Source organism: Escherichia sp. B1147, from assembly GCF_001660175.1.
In the GTDB taxonomy this organism is placed as follows: Bacteria; Pseudomonadota; Gammaproteobacteria; order Enterobacterales; family Enterobacteriaceae; genus Escherichia; species Escherichia whittamii.
Map to the genome: position 1 here is coordinate 242,523 of NZ_LFHY01000015.1, position 25,452 is coordinate 267,974.

Sequence of the window (25,452 nt, forward strand, 5' to 3'; positions counted from 1 at the left end):
TATATGCGTTTATTTTTTTCTCTGCTGATACTGTTGGCATTTTTTGCTCGTGCAACAGAGCCTGTTCAGGTGTTTACCGATGATTTAGGGCGCAAAGTCACAGTGCCTGCACATCCAAAGAGAATTGTCTCTTTACACGACCTTGATATCACTATTCCTTTGATTGAACTTGGTGTTCCCCCGGTCGCCAGCCACGGACGTACACGCCCTGACGGTAGCCATTTCATTCGATCCGGTGCGTTACTGACAGGTGTCGACTTCGATAATTCATCAATAGCCTTCATTGGAACAGCCGATATTGATATTGAAGCGATTGTGGCGGCAAAGCCTGACCTGATCATCACAGAACCGACCCGTAATACGCCCATTGAACAACTGGAAAAAATTGCGCCCACGGTGAGCATTGATCATCTCAAAGGGGGGGCGCCAGAAATCTACCGCAAGCTGGCAGAACTTACAGGAACACAGGCGCAGCTGGCGATACTTGAACGCCGCTATCAGGCACAAATCGATGCGCTGAAGGCGACGCTGGACAGCCAAAAAATAACGGTATCGGTGATTCAGGCAAACCAGGGAAAAATTAATGTGATGCATAGCTATCATTCGCTGGGGCGGGTATTACGCGATGCTGGTTTTCGTTTTCCACCGCTGATTGAGAGCATTCCTGAAGGTGGGCGAATGGATGTAAGCGCGGAGCGTTTGCCTGAACTGGATGCCGATTTTGTTTTTGCAACCTGGCGTGGTGACACTGGTGGTAAGCCTCAGGACGAGCTGGCAGCGATGGAAAAAGTGATGCCGGGATGGTGCCAGTTTCTTACGGCCTGTCGTTCCGGGCGCTATGTGCTGATTTCTCGTGAAGAGGCGATTTCTAACTCCTTTGCATCCCTTGGGTTGATGGCTGCGCAGATACAATCACAAATTGCGGGGCGACCTTTACCGGAGGCCAAATGATCCAGAAAGACAAAACGCGTGTTGATATTTTTGGTGAGCGTTTCCGCACTCGCGCCAGTCAGTTAACTCCGGGGTTAAGAGCCGTCGCCAGCTACATTAATGAACATCGTGAAGTGGTACTGGAGCAAACGGCGATGGAAATTGCAGCCACATTGAACACTTCCGATGCCACAGTGATTCGGGCTATCCAGGCCCTGGGGTTTGCCGGGCTGCGCGATCTGAAACGCACACTGGAACAGTGGCTTGGTCCTGCCCTTAGTTCCAGCGAAAAGATGTCTACGACGGTGAGTAACTTGACGAGCGATGTTAACACCGCAATCGATTTTGTTCTTGAAGGGCATTTGTACACCTGTAATGTCCTGTCAGAGCCTGAAAACCGCCACGCGCTTGCACAAGCGGTAGCCATGCTGGTGCAGGCGCGGCAAGTTGTTATTTTTGGCATTGGCGCTTCGGGTATCCTGGCGGACTATACCGCACGGTTATTCAATCGCATTGGCTTACCCGCCACGGCGCTAAACCGTACTGGTATTGGCCTTGCCGAGCAACTGATCGCGCTTCAACGTGGCGATGTTCTGATCATGATGGCGCAAAAATCTGCGCACCGGGAAGGGCTGACAACGCTGCGTGAAGCGAGACGGCTGGGGATCCCTGTTATTTTGCTGACAAACGCGCTGGATTCGCGTTTTAGCAAAGACGCCAGTATCGTGATTCATGTTCCGCGCGGGGATGAAAAGGGGAAAACGCCGCTACATGGTACGGTATTGTTGTGCCTGGAAATGATTGTCTGGTCGGTGGCTTCCGCAGTGCCGCAGCGTGCGGTTAAAACCATTAAGCGAATTAACGATTTCCATCGGGGTTTGAAAACGGGAAGAAAAAATGGCTAATCTGACCTGAGGCCGGTAGCAACACCGGCCTCTCTTCAGAAACATCAAAGCCCCGGTTGCAGGATACGAATATTCATCTCCAGCACATCGCCTTTTACGGCTTCGCTGTACGCTTTCATGTGCGGCGTCTGCAAATGCGCTTCAAGATGGGCAATGCTTTCCCACTGCTCAATCATCACGATAGAGTCCGGTGCCATAGACTGGAAACTCACGCCAGCAGCGCAATCCACCATTGGCGCGTAGCCGTGGCAACCTTCTTCCTTCAGAACTGTTGGAACGATTTTAGCAAACTGCTCCAATACCGCCTGACGGTGATGCTGACCAGGACGAGTACGGATTTCTGCGATTACTGTAATCATGGTTAACTCCTTCTAAAGCCAGAGCCCTAGTTAACCAAAAATCTCTACAAGATGCTTGCGATATTCTTCAGTATAGCGGGGTACATCAGGCATTTTTATCACGTCATTAGCGATAAATGTCGGCAGCGGTTCCATACCGAGGAATTGGTTTGCTTTATGGAATGGCAGATACACGCCGTCAACGCCAACGCCGTGGAAGAACTGGTCTTTTTCGGTGAAGGCTTCCATTGGGGCGTTCCAGGTCAGGGAAAGCATATATTTTTTGCCCTGTACCAGGCCGCCGGAACCGTATTTTTTCGACGGGTCTTTACGAGTACGACCATCGCTGGCATACAGCGTGCCGTGACCTTCGGTGAACACATCATCAATGTATTTTTTCACCGTCCACGGCGCGCCCATCCACCAGCCAGGCATCTGCCAGATAACCACATCAGCCCAGAGAAAGTTTTGTACTTCGGCTTTGACATCGTAGTCGCTGTCGGCGCGAACGATGCGGACATCATGCCCGAGGTCGCGCAGCGTGCCATCCGCGACTTCGGTCAGGGTGTCGTTCAGTTGACCATTGGAGTGGGCGAATTTCTTCGCGCCGTTGATAATCAGGATATTGCTCATTTTTTATCCTCAAGGTGAGAAGTTTGTCGACTATAGTACGTCACAGAGCGGCACGGTGAAATTAGCAAAATGTGCAAAGTCTTTTGCGAATTTAGCAACAATATCACCACTACCAGCTCACTTTCGCCTCAAATCCACCTTGTTTTGCATTCCCAAACACAACATTCATACCATGCAACCTGGCGATTCGCTGGACAATCGACAGCCCAAGCCCGCTGCCGGTGGCGGTTTGTCCCGGTGGGCGATAGAAGCGTTCACCAATTCGCGCCAGTGCCTCTGGCGTTACTCCGGGGCCGTTATCCCTTACGGTGAAATTATCGGCATTCAGCGTGACGTCCACCACGCTGCCTTGTGGACTGTAGCGCACAGCGTTATCCAGCAGATTTCGTACCAGTAGACTTAACAATAGCGGTTGTCCGGTGCGTTTGATGCCTTGGGCATTGAGCGTCAGCCGCACGTCAATTTTCGCCTGCTGCGCCGTGTGGTAAATATCCATTACCGACGATTGCAGGAGATCTTCAAGTGGGATTTCCGCGACGTCCTGAAGATTATCCAGCGAATCCAGCCGCGACAAAGTGAGCAGTTGGTCAACCAGGCGTGTGGCGCGATCGATCCCGGAATGTAATTGCATCAGGGCTTTTTTTCGTGCCTGTGGATCGTCGTCAGAAAGCTGCGCGACTTCGGTTTGTACTTTCAGCGCGGTTAACGGGCTACGCAGTTCGTGAGCGGCATCGGAGGTAAAGCGTCGCTCACGAACCATCATCGCATGTGTACGTTCGAAAAGTTGATTCAGCGACTCAACCAGCGGACGCACTTCGCTCGGCACACCGGTGGTGTCGAGCGGTTTTTCCGAGTCGGGATCGCGCATACGTAGCGCCAGCGCCAGTTTGTTCAGTGGTGAGAGTTCACGGCCCAGCAGTACCATCATGATGATTAACATAATCGGTAGCGCGACAAGCCACGGAATGAGCTGTCCGGTAACAATCGCCAGCGCCATGTCTTCACGGTATTCCCATTCCTGACCGACAGCGATGCGATATTTACCATCAGGTGATGTCATCCAGATAAAACGCCATTGATCTTTATCACCTATCAGTTGCCCGTCAGCAAAACCTTCACGTTGATAGCTATAGGGAATATCTTCTCCATTGTCGCCATCGTTGAGCACCATTTTTCCATCGTGGGTAAAGACGGCAAAGGTCAGTGCATCATCATCTACATGACCGTGTTTGAATTTCTTCGGCGTTCTTGCCATACGATCTGCCGCATTGATTTCGTTGAGATCGAGCGTACTTAACCGTTTGGCAAACAGCATTAACTGGGTATCGAACAACTCATCGACGTTATCCGTTGTTTGCTTCCAGGCGACAAAACTGGAAAGCAGCCAGGTCACCGAGGCCAGAATCAAAAAGATCAGCGTCAGTCTGACTCGCAGACTAAGGCGTTGGGTAAATTTCATTTTTCACCTAATGTGTAGCCTATACCGTGAACGGTACGAATAAAGTCACTGCCGAGTTTGCGCCGCAGGTGATGTACATGCACTTCGACGGCATTGCTGGTGACCTCTTCGTCCCAGGTATACAGTTTTTCTTCAATCAGTTTGCGCGGCAGTACCCGACCGGCGTTGCGCATTAAGAGTTCTAGTAGGGCAAACTCTTTTGGCTTTAACGTTAAGGATTCACCTGCCAGCGTGGCGATCCGTTTGCCGGGGTCGAGCATTACGTTACCGTGGCGCAGCTCGTTGCTGGCCTGGCCGTTGGTTCGGCGCATCAGAGCCTCCAGCCTGGCTGCGACTTCTATCAACGCAAAAGGTTTGCATAGATAATCGTCCGCGCCCAGGCGCAAACCTTCCACGCGTTCGGCCAGAGCGTCGCGTGCGGTGAGAATCAGTACCGGTTCACGCTGACCTTTACCCCGCCACTCGCGTAAAATATCGCGACCATCCATTCCCGGTAAGGTTAAATCAAGGATCACCGCGTCATAAGGCGCGCTATAAAGCGCCTCTTTTCCCTGACGACCTTCCGTAAACCAGTCGACGCTAAAACCCATCTTACTCAGACCTGTTTTGATGCCATCGCCAATCAGCATGTCATCTTCTATCAGTAAAATTCGCATCTTTTCATCCCTGCGATAACTGTATTTGTTGCAAGTAAACCGTGTTGTAACGTGCTCTGTACAGCCCTAAATTTTCTTTTTTTTCCTTAAGAAGTTGTTAAGGACTATCTTGTTTAATGCCCGGAAACAGACATTAAAGGGAGTAACAAACATGAAAAAATTAGCAGCAGTAATTGCAGTAATGGCTCTGTGCAGCGCACCGGTAATGGCAGCAGAGCAGGGTGGTTTTTCTGGCCCATCGGCAACACAAAGTCAGACTGGTGGATTCCAGGGGCCGAACGGCAGTGTCACTAACGTAGAAAACGCGAAATCTCTGCGTGACGACACCTGGGTAACTCTGCGCGGCAATATCGTTGAGCGCATCTCTGACGATCTGTACCTGTTCAAAGATGCCAGCGGCACCATCAATGTAGATATCGACCACAAACGCTGGAACGGTGTGACAGTTACGCCGAAAGATACGGTTGAGATTCAGGGCGAAGTGGATAAAGACTGGAACTCTGTTGAAATTGACGTTAAACAGATCAGCAAAGTGAACCCGTAATTTTACCGCTCCCGGGACGCGTTCCCGGGAATAATTTCGCAGGGAGGCAAAATGACAAACCTGACACTGGATGTAAACATTATCGATTTCCCATCAATCCCTGTGGCGATGTTGCCACATCGCTGTAGCCCTGAGTTGCTCAACTACAGCGTGGCAAAATTTATCATGTGGCGCAAAGAGACGGGGCTTTCTCCTGTTAACCAAAGCCAGACTTTTGGCGTCGCCTGGGACGATCCTGCCACCACCGCGCCAGATGCGTTTCGCTTTGATATTTGTGGCAGCGTTAACGAACCGATTCCGGAGAATCGTTATGGGGTGAGTAATGGTGAACTTACGTCGGGACGTTATGCCGTAGCCCGCCATGTTGGCGACCTGGATAACATATCTCACACCATCTGGACAATCATTCGCAGCTGGCTTCCTGAAAGCGGCGAGAAAATACGTAACGCTCCGATTCTGTTTCATTACACCAACCTGGGCGAAGGGATAGCAGAGCAGCAATTGAAAACGGATGTTTATGTGCCGTTAATGTGAAGGGGATCTTTTCCGGAGTGTGAACTAAATCACTCGCGATAAGTTTGAGCTAACAATGCCACAGGCGTATTGTTGTCGGGCTTATAATTTCTCCGGTAAGGAATACCATGTATACGCGAAATTTATTATGGCTGGTCAGCCTGGTAAGTGCGACTCCTCTCTACGCCGCTGACGTTCCCGCCAATACTCCGCTCTCTTCGCAACAAGTCTTTCGTTACAACAATCATAGCGATCCAGGCACACTCGACCCGCAAAAGGTTGAGGAGAATACTGCCGCGCAGATTGTGCTGGATCTGTTTGAAGGTCTGGTATGGATGGACAGCGAAGGCAAAGTGCAACCCGCTCAGGCCGAGTCCTGGGAAGTGTCTGATGGCGGCAAACGCTATGTTTTCCATTTACGCAACGGCCTACAGTGGTCTGATGGTCAGCCTCTGACAGCGCAGGATTTTGTCCTCGGCTGGCAGCGCGCGGCTGACCCCAAAACAGCAAGTCCTTTTGCTGGCTATCTGGCGCAGGCGCATATTAAAAATGCAGCGGCTATCGCGGCGGGAAAAGCGGATGTCTCATCGTTAGGCGTGAAAGCGACGGATGAACGCACCCTTGAAGTCACGCTTGAGCAGCCCGTGCCGTGGTTTACGACAATGTTAGCCTGGCCGACGTTGTTTCCTGTTCCACATCATGTAATAGCGAAATATGGCGATAGCTGGAGTAAGCCAGAACATATGGTTTACAACGGTGCCTTTGTGCTTGATAAATGGGTAGTTAACGAAAAGATTACTGCTCGCAAAAATTCTAAGTATCGCGATGCAGAGCATACCGTTTTGCAGCAGGTCGAGTATCTGGCGCTGGATAATGCGGTCACCGGTTATAACCGCTATCGCGCGGGAGAGGTCGATCTGACCTGGGTTCCGGCGAAGCAAATTCCGGCTATCGAAAAATCGTTGCCAGGCGAGTTGCAGATTATCCCGCGTCTGAACAGCGAATATTATAACTTCAATACGCAGAAAACGCCGTTTGACGACGTGCGTGTGCGGCGGGCGTTATATCTGACGGTCGACAGACAGTTAATCGCGCAAAAGGTACTTGGGCAGCGAACGCCTGCAGCCACGTTGACGCCGCCAGAGGTTGAAGGCTTTAACGCACCGACGTTCGATGAACTGCAACAGCCAATGAGTGAGCGCGTGGCGACGGCAAAAGCCTTGCTGAAACAGGCGGGATACGACGCCTCTCACCCGCTACGCTTTGAACTGTTCTACAACAAATACGATCTGCATGAGAAAACGGCGATAGCCTTGTCTTCCGAATGGAAAAAATAGCTTGGCGCACAGGTGACGTTGCGAACGATGGAATGGAAAACGTATCTCGATGCCCGACGTAGCGGTGATTTCATGTTGTCGCGGCAGTCGTGGGATGCGACGTATAATGATGCATCCACCTTTCTGAACACGCTTAAAAGCGATAGTGAAGAGAACGTCGGTCATTGGAAAAACGCACAGTATGACGCGTTATTGAATCAGGCCGTGCAAACCACCGATGCGGGAAAACGTAATGCGCTGTATCAACAGGCCGAGGCCATTATTAACCAGCAGGCACCGCTCATTCCCATCTACTATCAACCGCTGATCAAACTGCTTAAACCCTACGTTGGCGGTTTCCCGCTGCATAATCCTCAGGATTATGTCTACAGCAAAGAGTTGTATATCAAGGCACATTGATGCCTTTATCGCCGTCGGAGCACGTCCGGCGGCGCTAATGACGCTGATCTCCTGTGACTCGACGCGGCAGATAATGTAGTATCTCCAGCAATATTGCCCCTTTGAAGGCTGGCGAATAAGTTGAGGAATCAGAATTAATGAGCGATATGGCAGAGCGCCTTGCGCTGCATGAGTTTACGGAGAACGCCTACTTAAACTACTCCATGTACGTGATCATGGACCGTGCGTTGCCGTTTATTGGTGATGGTCTGAAACCCGTTCAGCGCCGCATTGTGTATGCGATGTCAGAACTGGGCCTGAATTCTACCGCCAAATTTAAAAAATCGGCTCGTACCGTCGGTGACGTACTGGGTAAATACCATCCGCATGGCGACAGCGCCTGCTATGAAGCGATGGTGCTGATGGCGCAGCCATTCTCTTACCGTTATCCGCTGGTGGACGGGCAGGGGAACTGGGGGGCGCCGGACGATCCGAAATCGTTCGCGGCAATGCGTTACACCGAATCCCGCCTGTCGAAATATTCCGAGCTTTTATTAAGTGAACTGGGGCAAGGAACGGCGGATTGGGTGCCAAACTTCGATGGCACGTTGCAAGAGCCGAAAATGCTTCCTGCCCGCTTGCCGAATATTTTACTTAACGGCACCACCGGCATTGCCGTCGGCATGGCGACGGATATTCCGCCGCACAACCTGCGTGAAGTCGCGCAGGCGGCAATCGCCTTAATTGAGCAGCCCAATACCACGCTCGACCAGTTACTGGATATCGTGCAGGGGCCGGACTACCCGACCGAAGCGGAAATCATCACTTCCCGCGCCGAGATCCGCAAAATCTACGAAAACGGTCGCGGTTCTGTGCGTATGCGTGCGGTGTGGAAAAAAGAAGATGGCGCAGTGGTTATCAGCGCACTACCGCATCAGGTTTCTGGCGCGCGCGTGCTGGAGCAGATTGCTGCGCAAATGCGCAACAAGAAGCTGCCGATGGTTGACGATCTACGCGATGAATCTGACCACGAGAACCCAACCCGTCTGGTGATTGTGCCGCGTTCCAACCGCGTGGATATGGATCAGGTGATGAACCACCTCTTCGCTACCACCGATCTGGAAAAGAGCTATCGCATTAACCTCAATATGATCGGTCTGGATGGTCGTCCGGCGGTGAAAAACCTGCGGGAAATCCTCTCTGAATGGCTGGTGTTCCGCCGCGATACCGTGCGCCGCCGTCTGAACTATCGTCTGGAGAAAGTCCTCAAGCGCCTGCATATTCTGGAAGGTTTGCTGGTGGCGTTTCTCAACATCGACGAAGTGATTGAGATCATTCGTAATGAAGATGAACCGAAACCGGCGCTGATGTCGCGCTTTGGCATTACAGAAACTCAGGCGGAAGCGATCCTCGAACTGAAACTGCGTCATCTCGCCAAACTGGAAGAGATGAAGATTCGTGGTGAGCAGAACGAGCTGGAAAAAGAGCGCGACCAGTTGCAGGGCATTCTGGCTTCCGAGCGTAAAATGAATAACCTGCTGAAGAAAGAGCTACAGGCCGACGCACAAGCGTATGGCGACGATCGCCGTTCGCCGCTGCAGGAACGCGAAGAAGCGAAAGCGATGAGCGAGCACGACATGCTGCCGTCTGAGCCGGTTACCATTGTGTTGTCGCAGATGGGCTGGGTGCGTAGCGCCAAAGGTCATGATATCGACGCCCCTGGTCTGAACTACAAAGCGGGTGACAGCTTTAAAGCTGCGGTGAAAGGCAAGAGTAACCAGCCAGTGGTGTTTGTTGACTCTACCGGACGCAGCTACGCCATCGACCCCATTACGCTGCCCTCAGCGCGTGGTCAGGGCGAACCACTCACCGGTAAACTGACGTTGCCGCCAGGCGCTACCGTTGATCACATGCTAATGGAAAGCGACGATCAGAAACTGTTGATGGCGTCCGATGCAGGTTACGGATTCGTCTGTACCTTTAACGATCTGGTGGCGCGTAACCGTGCAGGTAAGGCACTGATTACTCTGCCAGAAAACGCGCATGTTATGCCGCCAGTGGTGATTCAGGATCCTTCCGATATGTTGCTGGCGATTACTCTGGCTGGACGTATGCTGATGTTCCCGGTCAGTGAGCTTCCGCAACTGTCGAAGGGTAAAGGCAACAAGATCATCAACATTCCGTCGGCAGAAGCCGCCCGGGGCGAGGATGGCCTTGCTCATCTGTATGTACTGCCTCCACAAAGTACGCTGACGATTCATGTTGGGAAACGCAAAATCAAACTGCGTCCGGAAGAGCTGCTGAAGGTGACCGGTGAGCGTGGCCGTCGCGGCACATTGATGCGTGGTTTGCAGCGTATCGACCGTGTCGAGATTGACTCCCCGCGGCGTGCTGACAGCGAAGAGTAAAATGCAGGAGAGGGCGCACCTTCTCCTGCCACTAAGGTAAGCCGGATGAAACGTTGAAGTCGTCATCCGGTACTGCATTTAGTCCGTGTAAACAATAAAAATTCCCTTGAAACCGTTGTTTATTCATGCGTTGCGATTAACAATACGCTTTTCCGGAGAGCGGCTTTTAACAATGCCCTAACCTGATTTCAGGTGACGTACAATGCCAGTCTCTCAGATCTTCAGAGGGTGTTATGCTATATATCTTTCGTCTTATTATTACCGTTATTTACAGCATCTTAGTCTGTGTATTCGGCTCCATTTACTGCCTTTTCAGCCCGCGTAATCCGAAGCATGTGGCCACCTTCGGGCATATGTTTGGTCGTCTTGCGCCGCTGTACGGCCTGAAGGTCGAATGTCGCAAACCTGCTGACGCTGAAAGCTACGGTAATGCTATCTATATTGCTAACCATCAGAACAACTATGACATGGTGACGGCATCAAACATCGTGCAGCCGCCGACGGTCACTGTGGGTAAAAAGAGTTTGCTGTGGATCCCCTTCTTTGGGCAGTTGTACTGGTTAACCGGTAACTTATTGATCGACAGAAACAACCGTACTAAGGCGCACGGTACCATTGCGGAAGTGGTGAATCACTTTAAAAAACGCCGTATTTCCATCTGGATGTTCCCGGAAGGTACGCGTAGCCGTGGTCGCGGCCTGCTGCCGTTTAAAACCGGGGCATTTCATGCGGCGATTGCGGCAGGTGTGCCGATTATTCCCGTGTGTGTTTCCACGACTTCGAATAAGATTAATCTCAATCGACTGAATAATGGTTTAGTGATCGTAGAAATGCTGCCGCCGATTGACGTCAGTCAATATGGTAAAGATCAGGTTCGCGAGCTGGCTGCCCATTGTCGTTCGATAATGGAACAAAAAATCGCCGAGCTCGATAAAGAAGTCGCAGAGCGCGAAGCTGCCGGAAAAGTTTAAGTCGGCAATCTGGATTTTTGCGGGAACGTTTTCCTGCACAGTTTTACTTTAGCCAGTTTTACATGGAGCAAATATGTCACTCAGTCGGCGTCAGTTCATTCAGGCATCGGGGATTGCACTCTGTGCAGGCGCTGTCCCCCTGAAGGCAAGCGCAGCCGGGCAACAGCAACCGTTGCCCGTTCCGCCGCTGCTTGAATCTCGCCGTGGGCAACCGCTGTTTATGACAGTACAGCGCGCGCACTGGTCATTTACGCCAGGGACGCGTGCGTCGGTTTGGGGTATCAATGGTCGTTACCTTGGGCCGACAATCCGTGTCTGGAAGGGCGACGATGTTAAGCTTATTTACAGCAACCGACTAACGGAAAATGTCTCAATGACGGTTGCCGGGTTACAGGTACCAGGTCCGCTGATGGGGGGCCCGGCGCGCATGATGTCGCCTAATGCTGACTGGGCGCCCGTGTTGCCAATCCGCCAGAACGCTGCGACCTTGTGGTATCACGCTAATACGCCGAACCGCACTGCTCAACAAGTCTACAATGGCCTTGCCGGAATGTGGCTGGTGGAAGATGAAGTCAGCAAGTCACTGCCCATTCCTAACCATTATGGTGTCGATGATTTTCCGGTCATTATTCAGGATAAACGCCTGGATAACTTTGGCACACCAGAATATAACGAACCAGGAAGCGGTGGCTTTGTTGGCGATACGCTACTGGTTAACGGTGTGCAAAGCCCGTACGTTGAAGTCTCGCGTGGCTGGGTGCGCCTGCGTTTGTTGAATGCGTCGAACTCCCGTCGTTATCAATTGCAGATGAGCGACGGACGTCCATTGCATGTGATTTCAGGCGATCAGGGATTCCTGCCTGCGCCAGTGTCGGTAAAACAACTTTCCCTGGCGCCGGGCGAGCGTCGTGAGATTCTGGTGGATATGAGCAACGGTGATGAAGTGTCTATCACCTGTGGTGAAGCGGCGAGTATCGTTGATCGTATTCGTGGCTTCTTTGAGCCATCCAGCATTCTGGTTTCTACGCTGGTGCTAACGTTGCGTCCGACTGGGCTACTGCCGCTGGTCACTGACAGCCTGCCAATGCGCTTGTTGCCGACTGAAATTATGGCCGGTTCGCCGATTCGTAGTCGTGATATTAGCCTGGGTGACGATCCAGGTATCAATGGGAAGTTGTGGGACGTCAACCGTATTGATGTCACCGCGCAGCAAGGAACGTGGGAGCGCTGGATCGTGCGAGCAGATGAACCGCAAGCGTTCCATATTGAAGGCGTGATGTTCCAGATCCGCAACGTTAACGGCGCAATGCCGTTCCCGGAAGACAGAGGCTGGAAAGATACCGTTTGGGTCGACGGACAAGTTGAGTTGCTTGTCTATTTCGGTCAGCCTTCCTGGGCGCACTTTCCGTTCTACTTTAATAGCCAGACGCTGGAAATGGCGGACCGTGGCTCGATAGGGCAACTGTTGGTCAATCCAGTGCCGTAATGGACCAATTCATCGCCCCACAGCGAAGTGGGGCGATACAAGGATGAATCATGGATGGCCTGGGATGGATGATTATTTTGGTACTTCCCCTTCTTTGGATGGGGTATGGACTGGCGTTGTTAATCATAACGGCGTGCGCTGTTGAATCTAAGGGGATTCGTCGCGTTCTGCTATGGGGTGTTGCGCCCCAGTTTATTATTCTTTGTATTGCAACCTTATTGCTTTACTGGATTAACTCACGGTTAGTTTATGTTTTTGTCTTTTTTCAGCCAGTTTTATGCATCACCTCGGCAATTTTTTTGTCTGCCGGAATGAGCCAGATACAATTCTGTTCTGCGGTTGAACAAAGCCTCCAGGCGAAAACGTCAGTATTACCGGCGAATCGATTACGCCATCTGCAATCCTCGCGGTGTGCAAAGCCGTAAACCAACCGGGAGTGGCATCATCCGATGAAAACATCGCATTAACTTTTCGATTTCTCTTTCGTTCCAGCTTATAATCCCCGGCCTTTGATTATTTTTTTACCATTTCTGGATGCAAAATGAGCTCTATCTCCCTGATCCAACCGGATCGCGACCTGTTCTCCTGGCCGCAGTACTGGGCCGCCTGTTTTGGACCGGCACCGTTTTTGCCGATGTCTCGTGAAGAGATGGATCAACTTGGCTGGGATAGCTGCGACATCATTTTGGTTACAGGCGACGCGTATGTCGATCACCCGAGTTTCGGGATGGCGATTTGCGGTCGTATGCTGGAAGCGCAGGGCTTTCGCGTTGGGATCATCGCCCAGCCGGACTGGAGCAGCAAAGACGATTTTATGCGTCTGGGTAAACCGAATCTGTTTTTCGGCGTTACCGCAGGCAACATGGACTCGATGATCAACCGTTACACTGCCGATCGCCGTTTGCGTCATGACGACGCTTACACGCCGGATAACGTCGCAGGTAAGCGCCCGGATCGCGCCACCCTGGTTTATACCCAGCGTTGTAAAGAGGCGTGGAAAGATGTGCCGGTGATCCTTGGTGGAATCGAAGCCAGCCTGCGCCGTACCGCGCATTATGATTACTGGTCTGATACCGTGCGCCGTTCGGTGCTGGTGGATTCCAAGGCCGACATGCTGATGTTCGGTAACGGTGAGCGTCCGCTGGTGGAAGTGGCGCATCGTCTGGCGATGGGCGAGCCGATTAGTGAAATCCGCGATGTACGTAATACTGCGATTATCGTGAAAGAAGCGTTGCCTGGCTGGAGCGGCGTGGATTCGACCCGTCTCGATACCCCAGGGAAAATAGACCCGATCCCGCATCCGTATGGTGAAGACCTGCCGTGCGCTGATAACAAACCGGTGGCACCGAAAAAACAAGAAGCCAAAGCTGTTACCGTGCAGCCGCCACGCCCGAAACCGTGGGAAAAAACCTACGTGTTGCTGCCTTCTTTCGAGAAAGTGAAGGGCGATAAAGTGCTGTACGCTCATGCTTCGCGTATTCTGCACCACGAAACCAACCCAGGCTGCGCCCGTGCGTTGATGCAAAAACACGGCGACCGCTATGTGTGGATCAACCCACCTGCAATACCGCTTTCTACCGAAGAGATGGATAGCGTCTTTGCGCTGCCGTACAAGCGTGTCCCGCATCCGGCTTACGGTAATGCCCGTATTCCGGCTTACGAGATGATCCGTTTCTCGGTCAATATTATGCGTGGCTGCTTTGGCGGCTGCTCTTTCTGTTCTATTACCGAGCACGAAGGGCGTATTATTCAGAGCCGTTCGGAAGATTCGATCATTAATGAGATCGAAGCGATCCGCGACACTGTTCCTGGTTTTACGGGCGTGATTTCCGATCTCGGCGGCCCAACGGCCAACATGTATATGTTGCGCTGTAAATCACCGCGCGCCGAGCAGACCTGCCGCCGCTTATCGTGCGTTTACCCGGATATTTGTCCGCATATGGACACGAACCACGAACCGACGATCAACCTCTATCGCCGCGCTCGCGATCTCAAAGGCATCAAGAAGATCCTGATCGCCTCAGGCGTGCGTTATGACATCGCCGTGGAAGATCCGCGCTATATCAAAGAGCTGGCGACCCATCACGTCGGTGGTTATCTGAAAATTGCCCCGGAACACACCGAAGAAGGGCCGTTGTCGAAGATGATGAAGCCGGGCATGGGCAGCTATGACCGCTTTAAAGAGCTGTTCGACACCTACTCGAAACAGGCAGGTAAAGAGCAGTATTTGATCCCGTATTTCATCTCTGCGCACCCCGGTACGCGTGATGAAGATATGGTTAACCTGGCGCTGTGGCTGAAAAAGCATCGCTTCCGTCTCGACCAGGTACAGAACTTCTATCCGTCACCGCTGGCTAACTCCACCACCATGTATTACACCGGGAAAAACCCGCTGGCGAAGATTGGTTATAAGAGCGAAGACGTCTTCGTACCGAAGGGCGACAAGCAGCGTCGTTTGCATAAAGCGTTGTTGCGTTACCACGATCCGGCAAACTGGCCGTTAATCCGTCAGGCGCTGGAAGCAATGGGTAAAAAGCATCTGATTGGCAGCCGTCGCGATTGCTTAGTGCCTGCGCCAACCATTGAAGAGATGCGCGAAGCGCGTCGTCAGAACCGCAATACCCGCCCGGCATTGACCAAACATACGCCGATGGCGACTCAGCGCCAGACGCCTGCGACGGCAAAAAAAGCGCCCTCTACGCAATCTCGCCCGGTAAATGCTGGTGCGAAGAAACGGCCTAAAGCGGCGGTCGGACGTTAAAAAATATCCCCGGTAACTGAGTGCTGCCGGGGATATTTTTATCATTCTGCATACATACGCAAGCAGCGCAGGCAATCAAAATAGTCCTGCGCATCAAGACGCGTATTGGCTCTGTTAGCTTCGGATTTGGCGGCGTAGATTAGTGGGCGTAATGCTTTCATATCCTGCTCAAGTCGGGCGATTTTGGCATTTAATGTTTGAACATTGTTCGCCAGCTGATTGACCTTTTGCTCATTGACACATCCGCTTAATAAGCCGGTTACCAGAATTAGTGTTCCCACGCTGAAAGTCTTTTTCATTATTTATTTCTCCCTGTTTTTCATTGTTCTGATTAATAGTTGCTTGACGTTTAGCCGCGTATTACCAGCGTGGCGGGTGTGCTCAAATTCCGTCCGGCCATCTTCCGGCATCATCCAACCGTGTATTGGCATTTTCTGCCGCTTCTTTCGCTACCGGAATTTCCTGACGTAACGCGTCGATATCCTGTTGGAGTTGATCGATTTTTATATTTATCAGATGAATATCATTTTCTACATGACTGATTTTTTCATTATTGACGCAGCCTGTGAGTATTAACATTAGAAAAAGGAGTAACAGTTGATTATTCATTTCCAGTTTCCTTTATCTGGTATTAATTATTCAGCTAATCTGGCGGCAGTCTTCGCTTCAATCTGTTTAAGTAAGCTTCCGCTGCCTGGGCGGATAAAATCGGCGATTTCCCATTTACCTTCACGACGCTGTAAAACGAGTTCTTGTTCTTCGCTGTTGCCATTGGTCAATGCAAAACGAACAGAAATACGGGCGGAGTCGGCAGTTTTCTCCAGCACACGAATTTCATCAACGCGTGAAAATAATGACTCTTCGCCAAAACAGATTGGGTTGTCGTAGATAAATTGCCGCTCTAATTGCATATCCTCATCGGAGTTGCTGCCAGTCTTGAAGGTGGTTTTATAGAAGGCATTAATAGCCTGGCGATAGGTGTTGGAAACAACCCACGTCCAGGGCCAGCTATAATGAGTGATATGGTCAAACAACTCGGCGACAAAGGCTTCAGGCTGCTCTTTTTGTAGTGATGCCAGTACCGCCAATATTTTTTCATTCTCACCATTAACTGACTGCCAGACGCTGCCATGATTGCTGACAATATCATCAATCACCCAACGACCATTTTCTGCCACCATCTTCAGTGTTTGCGTGGTCTTTTCTTTATCGTCTTTATAGGGACGAAAGCGCACAAGGGCATCCACGTGATCGGCATCCGTTTGAGTAACCGCGACACTTTCTAACACCAGATCACCGTAATCCTGACAATCGCAAACCGGATCGTAATCCAGCCAGCCAATATTACCCGGCAGCGTGAGATTGTCATTCAGGGTTAGCGCCTTTTGCATTCGCGTTGATGTTATTGCCTGCTCACTGTTTTCACCGAAATAAGGAACGCCAGCTCCACCGGTATAGTATTGATAAATCTGCCTGACTGTTTGTTCAGCGGTCAGCGAGGGGGATTGCGCCTGAACGGTAAAACTTAAAAAGGCAGTCAAAAACAGAACCATTATTTTCATCTGTTTTTCACCTCTCCGTCGCGTTTATCCCTGGTGTAGATGAGTTGTTCCTTTAAGAGCTTCCAGCTCCGCATGATGATGTCCTTATAATTGGCGTTCCTGAACAGGGGAGAGTAACAACGGGCGGGAGGCGAGGGGAATAAATGATTTCTGAAAAGTCCGGTAGCGGAACATTACCGCTACCGGGAGAATTTGTGCGTTAGCCGCTGAACTGGTCGGGATCGGGGCCGAGGCGTTTACCCTGGTCGAGTTTCGCAATGTCACCAAGTTCGTCTTTGTCGAGACGGAAATCCCAGACATCGAAGTTTTCAGCAATGCGTGAAGGGGTGACCGATTTCGGGATTACGACCAGACCATTATCCAGATGCCAGCGGATAACAATCTGCGCTGGCGTTTTGCCGTATTTATCCGCCAGGTAGCGAATGATATTCTGATCGAATACGCCTTTCCCGCCCTGGGCTAACGGGCTCCAGGATTCAGTCTGGATTTTGTGTGTGGCGTTCCAGGCATGCAACTGACGTTGCTGCATCAGCGGGTGAAGTTCTATCTGGTTAATAACAGGCGCCACGCCAGTTTCATCAATCAGACGCTGAAGATGGTGGATCTGGAAATTGCAGACGCCGATACTTTTGATTAATCCCTCTTTTTGCAGCTCAATCATTCCTTTCCATGCTTCGACATAATGGTCGATTGCGGGAACGGGCCAGTGCATTAAGTAGAGGTCGATATAATCAAGCTGGAGTTTTTTCAGACTGTCGAGCAGGGCTTCGCGGGGGCGCTTGTGGTTGTCGTTCCACAGTTTAGTGGTGATGAACAGCTCTTCTCTGTTAAGTGCAGAATTTTTCAGGGCTTTGCCGACACCTTCTTCGTTCTTGTAGGCTGCGGCGGTATCAATCGAACGATAACCCACTTCTAATGCTTTTTGAATAGCGGTGATAACTTCCTCATTACTTGCTTGCCAGACGCCCAGTCCCAGCTGGGGCATGACATTGCCGTCCTGTAGCTTAATAACGGTTGGATTAGTCATACGTTCCTCCTTACATGAACTCACCGGAGCAGGCTCCGGTGAGATGTTGTGAACTTAAGTCTGGACGAAATGCCCGAAAACGAAAGTTTGAGGCGTAAAAAGCTTAACGGGCGGCTTCGTAGATGCGGCGGCTGACATCCAGCGTAATGTCATGATTTTCGCCCAGTTGGGTCATGCCGTGTTCTTCCAGTTTCTTCAGCAATGCCGGGATGGAGCTGCCGTCCAGACCGTAGTCGGAGAGGCGGGTCGGCACGCCCAATTGCTCGAAGAAGTTACGGGTAGCGGCAATCGCGGCGTCAATGCGCTCGTCGTCGGAACCTTCGGTGATGTTCCAGACGCGTTCAGCGTATTGCAGCAGTTTCGCGCGCTTGGTGTCGCGTTTTTCATTCCACAGGGCAGGCAGAACGATAGCCAGCGTTTGTGCGTGATCCAGACCGTGCATAGCAGTCAGTTCGTGGCCCAGCATATGCGTTGCCCAGTCCTGCGGTACGCCAGCGCCGATCAAACCGTTCAGTGCCTGGGTCGCTGCCCACATGACGTTGGCGCGAACATCGTAGTTTTCTGGCTCTTTCAGGGCCTTCGGACCATCTTCGAGAAGCGTCAGCAAAATGCCTTCGGCGAAGCGGTCCTGAATTTTGGCATCAACCGGTTTGGTCACATACTGTTCCACGGTGTGCACAAAGGCGTCCACTACGCCGTTAGCCACCTGGCGCGGCGGCAGGGTGTAGGTATAAACCGGATCGAGTACGGCAAATACCGGCTGAACATGGGCAGAATGGAACGCCTGTTTGTCGCCAGTGGTTTTACGGGAAATCACCGCACCCGCGTTAGATTCAGAACCGGTTGCTGGCAGCGTCAGCACACAGCCCATCGGGATAGCGCTTTTAATCTCTTTGCCGCCAGTTTGCAGAATGTGCCACGGATCGACGTTTTCAGGATAATTTGCCGCTGCGGCGATAAATTTGGTGCCGTCCAGTACGGAACCGCCGCCAACCGCCAGCAGGAAAGTCACTTTCTGTTCGCGAACCAGTTTCACGGCGTTCATCAGCGTTTCATAAGCCGGGTTTGGCTCAATACCACCAAACTCCAGCACGTCCATACCTTTCAGCGCATCCAGAACTTGATCGAGAACGCCGGTTTTTTTCACGCTGCCGCCGCCGTAGGTAATCAATACGCGAGCATCGTGAGGAATTTGTTCGCGTAAACCAGCGATTGCGCCTTTACCAAACAGAATGCGGGTTGGGGTGTGCAGATTAAAGTTGTTCATTACTTGCTCCCTTTGCTGGGCCAATATGAGGGCAGAGATCGGTCTGCCTGATGTTTTTTATTGTGGTCGCCAGCGCCGTGGCTCTCAATGCTCATTCCTGCCAATGTCTTGCCTATTTCTCCAGAGTGCTGGAGAAATGGTACAAAATTGCGCACAATCAAATTGCCGCATTATTCCTAATAAACTACGCGATATGAAACGTGAAGAGATATGCCGCCTACTGACGGATAAAATTAATAGACTGAAAAATAAAGAAAATAGTTTGTCAGATATGTTGCCTGATGTGCGCTTATTGTATGGCGAGAACCCCGGTGCGCGTACGCCAGTGATGTATGAGCCTGGCATCATAATTCTCTTTTCCGGGCATAAAATCGGTTATATCAATGAACGCGTGTTTCGCTATGACGCCAATGAGTACCTGCTGCTGACGGTGCCGTTGCCGTTTGAGTGCGAAACCTATGCCACGCCAGAGGTGCCGCTGGCGGGAGTGCGTCTCAATGTTGATATTTTGCAGTTACAAGAGCTGTTGATGGACATTGGTGAAGATGAACATTTCCAGCCATCGATGGCTGCCAGCGGCATTAATTCCGCCACATTGTCCGAAGAGATTTTATGCGCGGCAGAGCGGTTACTGGATGTGATGGAACGACCGCTGGATGCGCGCATTCTCGGTAAACAGATTATCCGCGAAATTCTTTACTATGTGCTGACGGGGCCTTGTGGCGGCGCGCTACTGGCGCTGGTCAGTCGCCAGACGCATTTCAGCCTGATTAGCCGCGTGCTGAAACGAATTGAGAATAAATACACCGAAAACCTGAGCGTTGAGCAACTGGCAGCAGAAGCCAATATGAGCGTTTCGGCGTTCCACCATAATTTTAAGTCTGTCACCAGCACTTCGCCGTTGCAGTATCTGAAGAATTACCGTCTGCATAAGGCGCGGATGATGATAATCCACGACGGCATGAAGGCCAGCGCGGCGGCGATGCGCGTGGGCTATGAAAGCGCGTCGCAATTTAGCCGTGAGTTTAAACGTTATTTCGGTGTGACGCCGGGAGAAGATGCAGCCAGAATGCGGGCGATGCAGGGGAGTTAAATACGTTCCCGGCATGGCCACCGGGAACTGAGGAAATCGTCAGGCACTAGAGTACTTTTTTTTAATCACCACGAAAAGCGTGCCTAGCAAGCCAGCGGTTAACAGGGCAATCGGCAGGATCATCAGGAACGTCATCACCTGATCTTCATGGCGTTTTACAAACGGGATCATGCTTAAGGCATAGCCAAAACTGGTTACCACGCTGACCCATAGCAACCCGCTTAACCAGTTGAAAAACTGGAAGCGGCGGTTTGGCAGTCCGGAAATCCCCGCCATGGTTGGCAGCAGCGTGCGGACAAAGGCGAGAAAACGTCCAGCCAGCAGCGCCAGCAGACCGTGGCGGTCAAACATACAGGTGGCGCGCTGGTGATATTTGGCCGGAAGCTGTGCCAGCCAGCCTTTCACTGTTTTGGTATTACCTAGCCAACGCCCCTGAATATAACTTAACCAACAACCCAGGCTGGCTGCGGCAGTCAGAATCGTGATTGTTGGCAGAAAATCCATAACCCCCTGGGCAATCAATGCGCCAGCCAGAATCAACAAACTGTCGCCAGGCAAAAATGAGGCGGGCAACAGTCCGTTTTCTAAAAACAGCGTGGCAAACATGACAAAGTAAACAACGCTAACAATATGAGGGTCCGCCAGCGCGGCAAAGTCATGTTGCCAGAGCGCAGCGATGATATCTTGAATAACAGCCATGGACTTTCCTGTGGAACAGCGTTTAAGCCTTAATTTGACTATTGTACTCCTGAATCGTCCGGGACGCCTTGATCCCGGACGCAACAATTTAAGACTATTCACAATTAAATGTCTGCAAAATTGTCCAAACTGGCAACGTTACACAATTCGCGCGAAGCCTGCGTCCATATCGGCAATCAGATCGTCGACATTTTCCAGACCAATATGCAGGCGGATCAAGGTGCCGCTAAAATCGATCTTACCTTGCGGGCGGATGGCGGCGAGATGCTCTGGCTGGTTCGCGAGGATTAAGGATTCATACCCGCCCCATGAGAAGGCCATGCTGAATAAACTGAAGTTATCCAGATAGTTCGCCAGTTCTTCATCGTTGAGTCTTTTCTTGAGCACAAAAGAAAATAGTCCGCTGCTGCCTGTAAAGTCTCGTTTCCAGAATTCATGGCCTTTACTGCCTGGCAAAGCAGGGTGGTTAACCCGCTCAACCTGCGGATGTACGGCCAGCCATTCAGCTACTTTCAGGCTGCTTTCATGATGTTGGCGCAGACGCACGCCCAGTGTACGCAGACCACGGCTGGTCATATAGGCGGTATCGGCGTCGACCATCTGCCCCATCAAATAGGCATTTTCCCGTAGTTGCTCCCAGCAACGGGCATTGCACACCGCAGTACCGATCATTGCATCCGAATGCCCTACCAGATATTTGGTGGCGGCCTGAATGGAAACATCGATACCAAAATCAAGAGCTTTGAACAGCACTCCGGCGGCCCAGGTGTTATCGATCATAATGATGGCGTCCGGAACGACACTGCGTACGGCGGCAACAATCGCTGGAACATCATGTACTTCCATAGTGATGGAGCCAGGTGATTCCAGAAATACGACTTTGGTGTTTGGTTGCAGATGTTTAACGATATCTGCGCCAATCAGCGGATCAAACCATGATGTCGTTACGCCCAACTTGCTGAGGATTTTGCTACAGAAATCTTGGCTCGGCTCGTAGGCGGTATTGGTCATCAACACATGATCGCCCTGTTCGACAAAAGCAAGAATGGAATTGGCAACCGCTGCCGCCCCGCAAGGAAACAGCACGCAACCTGCGCCACCTTCCAGTTCACACATCGCTTCTTGTAATGAAAAGTGCGTTAGCGTTCCGCGCCGTCCATAGAACAACTCACCATTGGCGCGATTGCGCGTCGCATGTTTTTTGGCTTCCACGCTGTCAAAGACCAGCGAAGAGGCGCGCTGAATCACGCTATTTACCGCGCCGAGAGTGTATTTTTTGCTGCGTCCTGCATTGACCAGTTGAGTATCAAGTTGTTTGTCTGCCATGTCGGGATTCCTGTTTTTATACGTCTGGATGTCTAAACTAGCATGAATATCCACGGGTGCATCCTGAAGAATTGGCATAAAACAGAAAATTTTCGCAAATGGCGTGCTGGTGACTTTTTTACTGCGTAAACGCAAAGAAAAGAAAGCAAAGGTGCGGCAGTATGCAAATAGTAATGAGAACGACTATCAATTCGACGTCGTTTTGATATTATTATGCGCAGATTTTGTGACTTGCGTCCTGGAGATACACAGTGGGTAATAATTTAATGCAGACGGACCTTTCCGTCTGGGGTATGTATCAGCACGCCGACATTGTCGTTAAGTGCGTGATGATTGGGCTGATTCTGGCCTCCGTAGTCACCTGGGCAATCTTCTTCAGTAAGAGCGTAGAGTTCTTCAACCAGAAGCGTCGCCTGAAGCGCGAACAGCAACTGCTGGCTGAAGCCCGCTCCTTAAACCAGGCCAACAATATCGCCGCTGATTTTGGCAGCAAAAGCTTAAGCCTGCATTTGCTCAATGAAGCGCAAAATGAGCTGGAACTGTCAGAAGGCAGCGACGATAACGAAGGTATTAAAGAGCGTACCAGTTTCCGCCTTGAGCGTCGGGTCGCCGCAGTAGGTCGTCAAATGGGCCGCGGTAACGGCTACCTTGCAACCATCGGCGCGATTTCGCCGTTCGTTGGTCTGTTTGGTACGGTCTGGGGCATCATGAACAGCTTTATCGGTATTGCGCAAACGCAGACTACCAACCTGGCAGTCGTTGCGCCGGGTATCGCAGAAGCACTGCTGGCAACAGCAATCGGTCTGGTGGCAGCGATTCCGGCGGTCGTTATCTATAACGTATTTGCACGTCAAATTGGCGGCTTTAAAGCGATGCTGGGTGATGTCGCTGCGCAAGTATTGTTGCTGCAAAGCCGTGACCTGGATCTGGAAGCCAGCGCCGCTGCGCATCCGGTTCGTGTTGCACAAAAATTACGCGCAGGATAATGTCCGATGGCAATGCATCTTAACGAAAACCTCGATGATAACGGCGAAATGCATGATATCAACGTGACGCCGTTTATCGACGTGATGTTGGTTCTGCTGATTATCTTTATGGTGGCGGCACCGTTAGCGACGGTAGATGTGAAGGTGAACTTGCCTGCTTCTACCAGCACGCCGCAGCCACGCCCGGAAAAACCGGTTTACCTGTCAGTGAAGGCGGACAACTCAATGTTTATCGGTAACGATCCGGTCACCGATGAAACGATGGTTACGGCGCTGAATGCGTTAACTGAAGGTAAGAAAGACACCACCATCTTCTTCCGTGCAGATAAGACCGTCGACTACGAGATGTTGATGAAGGTAATGGATAAGCTGCATCAGGCAGGTTACCTGAAGATTGGTCTGGTCGGCGAAGAAACTGCCAGAGCGAAGTAAAGCAAAATTGCCTGATGCGCTACGCTTATCAGGCCTACAAAGTCTATTGCAACATGTTGAGTTTGCAGGGGCATGTAGGCCGGATAAGGCGTTTACACCGCATCTGGCAAGAGTTAAATGCACAATGACGCCCGGTTACTTTTACAACCGGGCATTTTTTTAGCCTAAATGTTCGCCGCCGCACACGCCGTGCACTTCTGCGGTGACGTAGCTCGACTCCTGACTTGCCAGATAAACATACACCGGAGCCAGTTCCGCCGGCTGCCCCGCACGTTTCATCGGCGTTTTCTGACCAAACTGTGGGATCTTATCCTGCGTCTGTCCGCCGGAAATTTGCAGTGCCGTCCAGATAGGGCCTGGTGCGACAATATTCACCCTAATGCCTTTCTCTGCGACCTGCTTCGCCAGACCACGGCTGTAGTTCAGAATCGCCGCCTTGGTTGCAGCATAGTCCAGCAAATGCGGGCTTGGCTGGTACGCCTGGATTGACGAAGTGGTGATGATACTTGAGCCTTTCGGCAGCAGGGGAATTGCTTCCTGGGTTAGCCAGAACAGTGCGAAAACGTTAATAGCAAAAGTTTTTTGAAACTGCTCGCTGGTGAGATCTGCAATATCAGGAATGGCAACCTGTTTACCTGCGACCAGCGCCATAATATCCAGCCCGCCTAACGCGTTATGTGCTTCGTGAACCAGCGAACGGGCAAATTTCTCATCGCTTAAATCGCCCGGCAGCAGAAACACTTTGCGTCCGCACTCTTCAATAATCTTTTTCACATCCTGGGCATCTTCTTCCTCCGCCGGAAGATAACTAATTGCCACGTCAGCGCCTTCACGCGCGTAAGCGATGGCGGCAGCGCGACCGATTCCGGAATCGCCCCCTGTCACCAGTGCTTTACGATCTTTCAGGCGACCGCTACCAACATAGGTTTTCTCGCCGCAATCTGGCACGGGCGTCATCTTCGCCTGGATGCCGGGCGTTGGTTGTTTCTGTTTGGGATATTCACCAGAGTAATACTGTGTGGTCGGGTCTTTTAAATGAGACATCGCTTTTCTCCCTTCAGGTTCAACGTCCTTTAAGGGTAGATGCTCTCAATGCGTTGATTAGGGAACCAGGAAGATCCCTAAACCTCAGAATTATGCGACAAAGGTTTAACGTATATGTTGATTTGCTGTTGCGTGCTGTTTACTCAATTGCGATATACTGTTGCCCGTTTTAACTACACGACAGGAATGTATGGAACGTTTTCTTGAAAATGCAATGTATGCTTCTCGCTGGCTGCTTGCCCCCGTGTACTTTGGCCTTTCGCTGGCGCTGGTTGCCCTGGCGCTGAAGTTCTTTCAGGAGATTATTCACGTCCTGCCGAATATCTTCTCGATGGCGGAGTCAGATTTGATCCTCGTGTTGCTGTCGCTGGTGGATATGACGCTGGTTGGCGGTTTGCTGGTGATGGTGATGTTTTCCGGTTATGAGAATTTCGTCTCGCAGCTGGATATCTCCGAGAATAAAGAGAAGCTGAACTGGCTGGGGAAAATGGACGCAACGTCGCTAAAAAACAAAGTGGCAGCGTCGATTGTGGCAATCTCTTCCATTCACTTACTGCGCGTCTTTATGGATGCGAAAAATGTCCCGGATAACAAACTGATGTGGTACGTCATTATCCATCTGACGTTTGTGCTTTCTGCATTTGTGATGGGCTATCTTGACCGACTGACTCGTCATAATCACTGATCTTATGCGGGC

At 51.3% G+C, this 25,452-nt stretch carries 24 protein-coding genes and 1 pseudogene; 13 read left to right on the forward strand and 12 right to left on the reverse strand.

Annotated features, from left to right (window positions below; translation table 11 throughout):
• Positions 1-3 precede the first annotated feature (3 nt).
• On the forward strand, positions 4-951 hold the full coding sequence (locus A9180_RS16125) for an iron-siderophore ABC transporter substrate-binding protein (RefSeq protein WP_064529634.1): 948 nt from the start codon (positions 4-6) through the stop codon (positions 949-951).
• Positions 948-1,835 (forward strand): MurR/RpiR family transcriptional regulator, encoded by an 888-nt coding sequence (locus tag A9180_RS16130; protein WP_064529635.1) that lies wholly within the window; start codon positions 948-950, stop codon positions 1,833-1,835. The genes A9180_RS16125 and A9180_RS16130 overlap by 4 nt, the downstream gene beginning before the upstream one ends.
• Before the next feature lie 44 nt (positions 1,836-1,879).
• Here the strand turns inward: A9180_RS16130 and A9180_RS16135 are convergent, their stop codons facing one another.
• The 4 genes from A9180_RS16135 to qseB all read right to left on the reverse strand — a co-directional run bounded on the left by A9180_RS16135 (position 1,880) and on the right by qseB (position 4,921).
• A complete protein-coding gene (locus A9180_RS16135; RefSeq protein ID WP_064529636.1) occupies positions 1,880-2,194 on the reverse strand; it encodes a putative quinol monooxygenase in 315 nt (104 codons plus the stop codon).
• Positions 2,195-2,224: 30 nt separating this feature from the next.
• On the reverse strand, positions 2,225-2,806 hold the full coding sequence (gene mdaB, locus A9180_RS16140; protein ID WP_000065430.1) for an NADPH:quinone oxidoreductase MdaB: 582 nt from the start codon (positions 2,804-2,806) through the stop codon (positions 2,225-2,227).
• A gap of 109 nt (positions 2,807-2,915) precedes the next feature.
• Positions 2,916-4,265: a quorum sensing histidine kinase QseC gene (gene qseC, locus A9180_RS16145; RefSeq protein ID WP_064529637.1), complete on the reverse strand. Its 1,350-nt coding sequence runs from the start codon at positions 4,263-4,265 to the stop codon at positions 2,916-2,918.
• Positions 4,262-4,921, reverse strand: coding sequence for a quorum sensing response regulator transcription factor QseB (gene qseB / locus A9180_RS16150; protein ID WP_064529638.1), 660 nt, complete (start codon positions 4,919-4,921; stop codon positions 4,262-4,264). Before qseB ends, qseC begins: the two co-directional genes overlap by 4 nt.
• Positions 4,922-5,072: 151 nt before the next feature.
• Between qseB and ygiW the strand changes: the two genes are divergently transcribed.
• The 7 genes and pseudogenes from ygiW (at position 5,073) to A9180_RS16190 (ending at position 15,319) form a co-directional block, all read left to right on the forward strand.
• The gene (ygiW, locus tag A9180_RS16155) at positions 5,073-5,465 is read left to right on the forward strand and encodes an OB fold stress tolerance protein YgiW (protein WP_064529639.1); all 393 of its coding nucleotides are present in this window, start codon (positions 5,073-5,075) and stop codon (positions 5,463-5,465) included.
• 51 nt (positions 5,466-5,516) lie between these two features.
• Positions 5,517-5,999, forward strand: a complete 483-nt coding sequence (locus tag A9180_RS16160; RefSeq protein ID WP_064529640.1) for a GyrI-like domain-containing protein — start codon at positions 5,517-5,519, stop codon at positions 5,997-5,999.
• Between the two features lie 107 nt (positions 6,000-6,106).
• Positions 6,107-7,714, forward strand: a pseudogene (locus A9180_RS16165) (ABC transporter substrate-binding protein).
• A 137-nt stretch (positions 7,715-7,851) separates the two neighbouring features.
• Positions 7,852-10,101, forward strand: coding sequence for a DNA topoisomerase IV subunit A (gene parC / locus A9180_RS16170; protein WP_064529641.1), 2,250 nt, complete (start codon positions 7,852-7,854; stop codon positions 10,099-10,101).
• Positions 10,102-10,334: 233 nt separating this feature from the next.
• Positions 10,335-11,072 carry a 1-acylglycerol-3-phosphate O-acyltransferase gene (gene plsC, locus A9180_RS16175; RefSeq protein WP_000965725.1) on the forward strand — a complete coding sequence of 246 codons (738 nt, stop codon included), beginning with the start codon at positions 10,335-10,337 and terminating at the stop codon, positions 11,070-11,072.
• A 73-nt stretch (positions 11,073-11,145) separates the two neighbouring features.
• Positions 11,146-12,558 (forward strand): cell division protein FtsP, encoded by a 1,413-nt coding sequence (gene ftsP / locus A9180_RS16180; RefSeq protein ID WP_064529642.1) that lies wholly within the window; start codon positions 11,146-11,148, stop codon positions 12,556-12,558.
• Positions 12,559-13,099: 541 nt separating this feature from the next.
• Positions 13,100-15,319, forward strand: coding sequence for a YgiQ family radical SAM protein (locus A9180_RS16190; protein WP_064529644.1), 2,220 nt, complete (start codon positions 13,100-13,102; stop codon positions 15,317-15,319).
• 41 nt (positions 15,320-15,360) lie between these two features.
• On the opposite strand, the gene yqhH is transcribed toward A9180_RS16190, so the two are convergent.
• The 5 genes from yqhH to yqhD form a co-directional block, all read right to left on the reverse strand.
• Positions 15,361-15,618 carry a lipoprotein YqhH gene (yqhH, locus tag A9180_RS16195; protein WP_064529645.1) on the reverse strand — a complete coding sequence of 86 codons (258 nt, stop codon included), beginning with the start codon at positions 15,616-15,618 and terminating at the stop codon, positions 15,361-15,363.
• An 82-nt stretch (positions 15,619-15,700) separates the two neighbouring features.
• The gene (locus tag A9180_RS16200; RefSeq protein WP_064529646.1) at positions 15,701-15,928 is read right to left on the reverse strand and encodes an LPP leucine zipper domain-containing protein; all 228 of its coding nucleotides are present in this window, start codon (positions 15,926-15,928) and stop codon (positions 15,701-15,703) included.
• A gap of 26 nt (positions 15,929-15,954) precedes the next feature.
• Entirely contained in the window at positions 15,955-16,881 is a 927-nt protein-coding gene (locus A9180_RS16205; RefSeq protein ID WP_064529647.1) for a YbjP/YqhG family protein, read from the reverse strand.
• A gap of 199 nt (positions 16,882-17,080) precedes the next feature.
• A complete protein-coding gene (gene dkgA / locus A9180_RS16210) occupies positions 17,081-17,908 on the reverse strand; it encodes a 2,5-didehydrogluconate reductase DkgA (protein WP_064529648.1) in 828 nt (275 codons plus the stop codon).
• A gap of 103 nt (positions 17,909-18,011) precedes the next feature.
• Complete coding sequence (gene yqhD, locus A9180_RS16215) at positions 18,012-19,175, reverse strand: alcohol dehydrogenase (RefSeq protein WP_016159784.1); 1,164 nt, start codon at positions 19,173-19,175, stop codon at positions 18,012-18,014.
• A gap of 193 nt (positions 19,176-19,368) precedes the next feature.
• On the opposite strand from yqhD, the gene yqhC reads away from it, so the two are divergent.
• Complete coding sequence (gene yqhC, locus A9180_RS16225; protein WP_064529650.1) at positions 19,369-20,268, forward strand: DNA-binding transcriptional regulator YqhC; 900 nt, start codon at positions 19,369-19,371, stop codon at positions 20,266-20,268.
• Positions 20,269-20,307: 39 nt separating this feature from the next.
• Here yqhC and yghB read toward each other — a convergent pair whose 3' ends face one another.
• Both yghB and metC read right to left on the reverse strand, forming a co-directional pair.
• A complete protein-coding gene (yghB, locus tag A9180_RS16230) occupies positions 20,308-20,967 on the reverse strand; it encodes a DedA family general envelope maintenance protein YghB (RefSeq protein WP_064529651.1) in 660 nt (219 codons plus the stop codon).
• 138 nt (positions 20,968-21,105) lie between these two features.
• Positions 21,106-22,293, reverse strand: a complete 1,188-nt coding sequence (metC, locus tag A9180_RS16235; protein ID WP_064529652.1) for a cystathionine beta-lyase — start codon at positions 22,291-22,293, stop codon at positions 21,106-21,108.
• 251 nt (positions 22,294-22,544) lie between these two features.
• On the opposite strand from metC, the gene exbB reads away from it, so the two are divergent.
• Both exbB and exbD read left to right on the forward strand, forming a co-directional pair.
• Positions 22,545-23,279 carry a tol-pal system-associated acyl-CoA thioesterase gene (gene exbB / locus A9180_RS16245; RefSeq protein ID WP_064529653.1) on the forward strand — a complete coding sequence of 245 codons (735 nt, stop codon included), beginning with the start codon at positions 22,545-22,547 and terminating at the stop codon, positions 23,277-23,279.
• Between the two features lie 6 nt (positions 23,280-23,285).
• Entirely contained in the window at positions 23,286-23,711 is a 426-nt protein-coding gene (exbD, locus tag A9180_RS16250) for a TonB system transport protein ExbD (RefSeq protein WP_064529654.1), read from the forward strand.
• Positions 23,712-23,870: 159 nt separating this feature from the next.
• On the opposite strand, the gene yghA is transcribed toward exbD, so the two are convergent.
• Positions 23,871-24,755, reverse strand: coding sequence for an NADP(+)-dependent aldehyde reductase (yghA, locus tag A9180_RS16260; protein WP_064529655.1), 885 nt, complete (start codon positions 24,753-24,755; stop codon positions 23,871-23,873).
• A gap of 190 nt (positions 24,756-24,945) precedes the next feature.
• Here yghA and A9180_RS16265 point away from each other — a divergent pair, with 190 nt between their 5' ends.
• Positions 24,946-25,440: a TIGR00645 family protein gene (locus tag A9180_RS16265; RefSeq protein WP_000439331.1), complete on the forward strand. Its 495-nt coding sequence runs from the start codon at positions 24,946-24,948 to the stop codon at positions 25,438-25,440.
• Positions 25,441-25,452 lie beyond the last annotated feature (12 nt).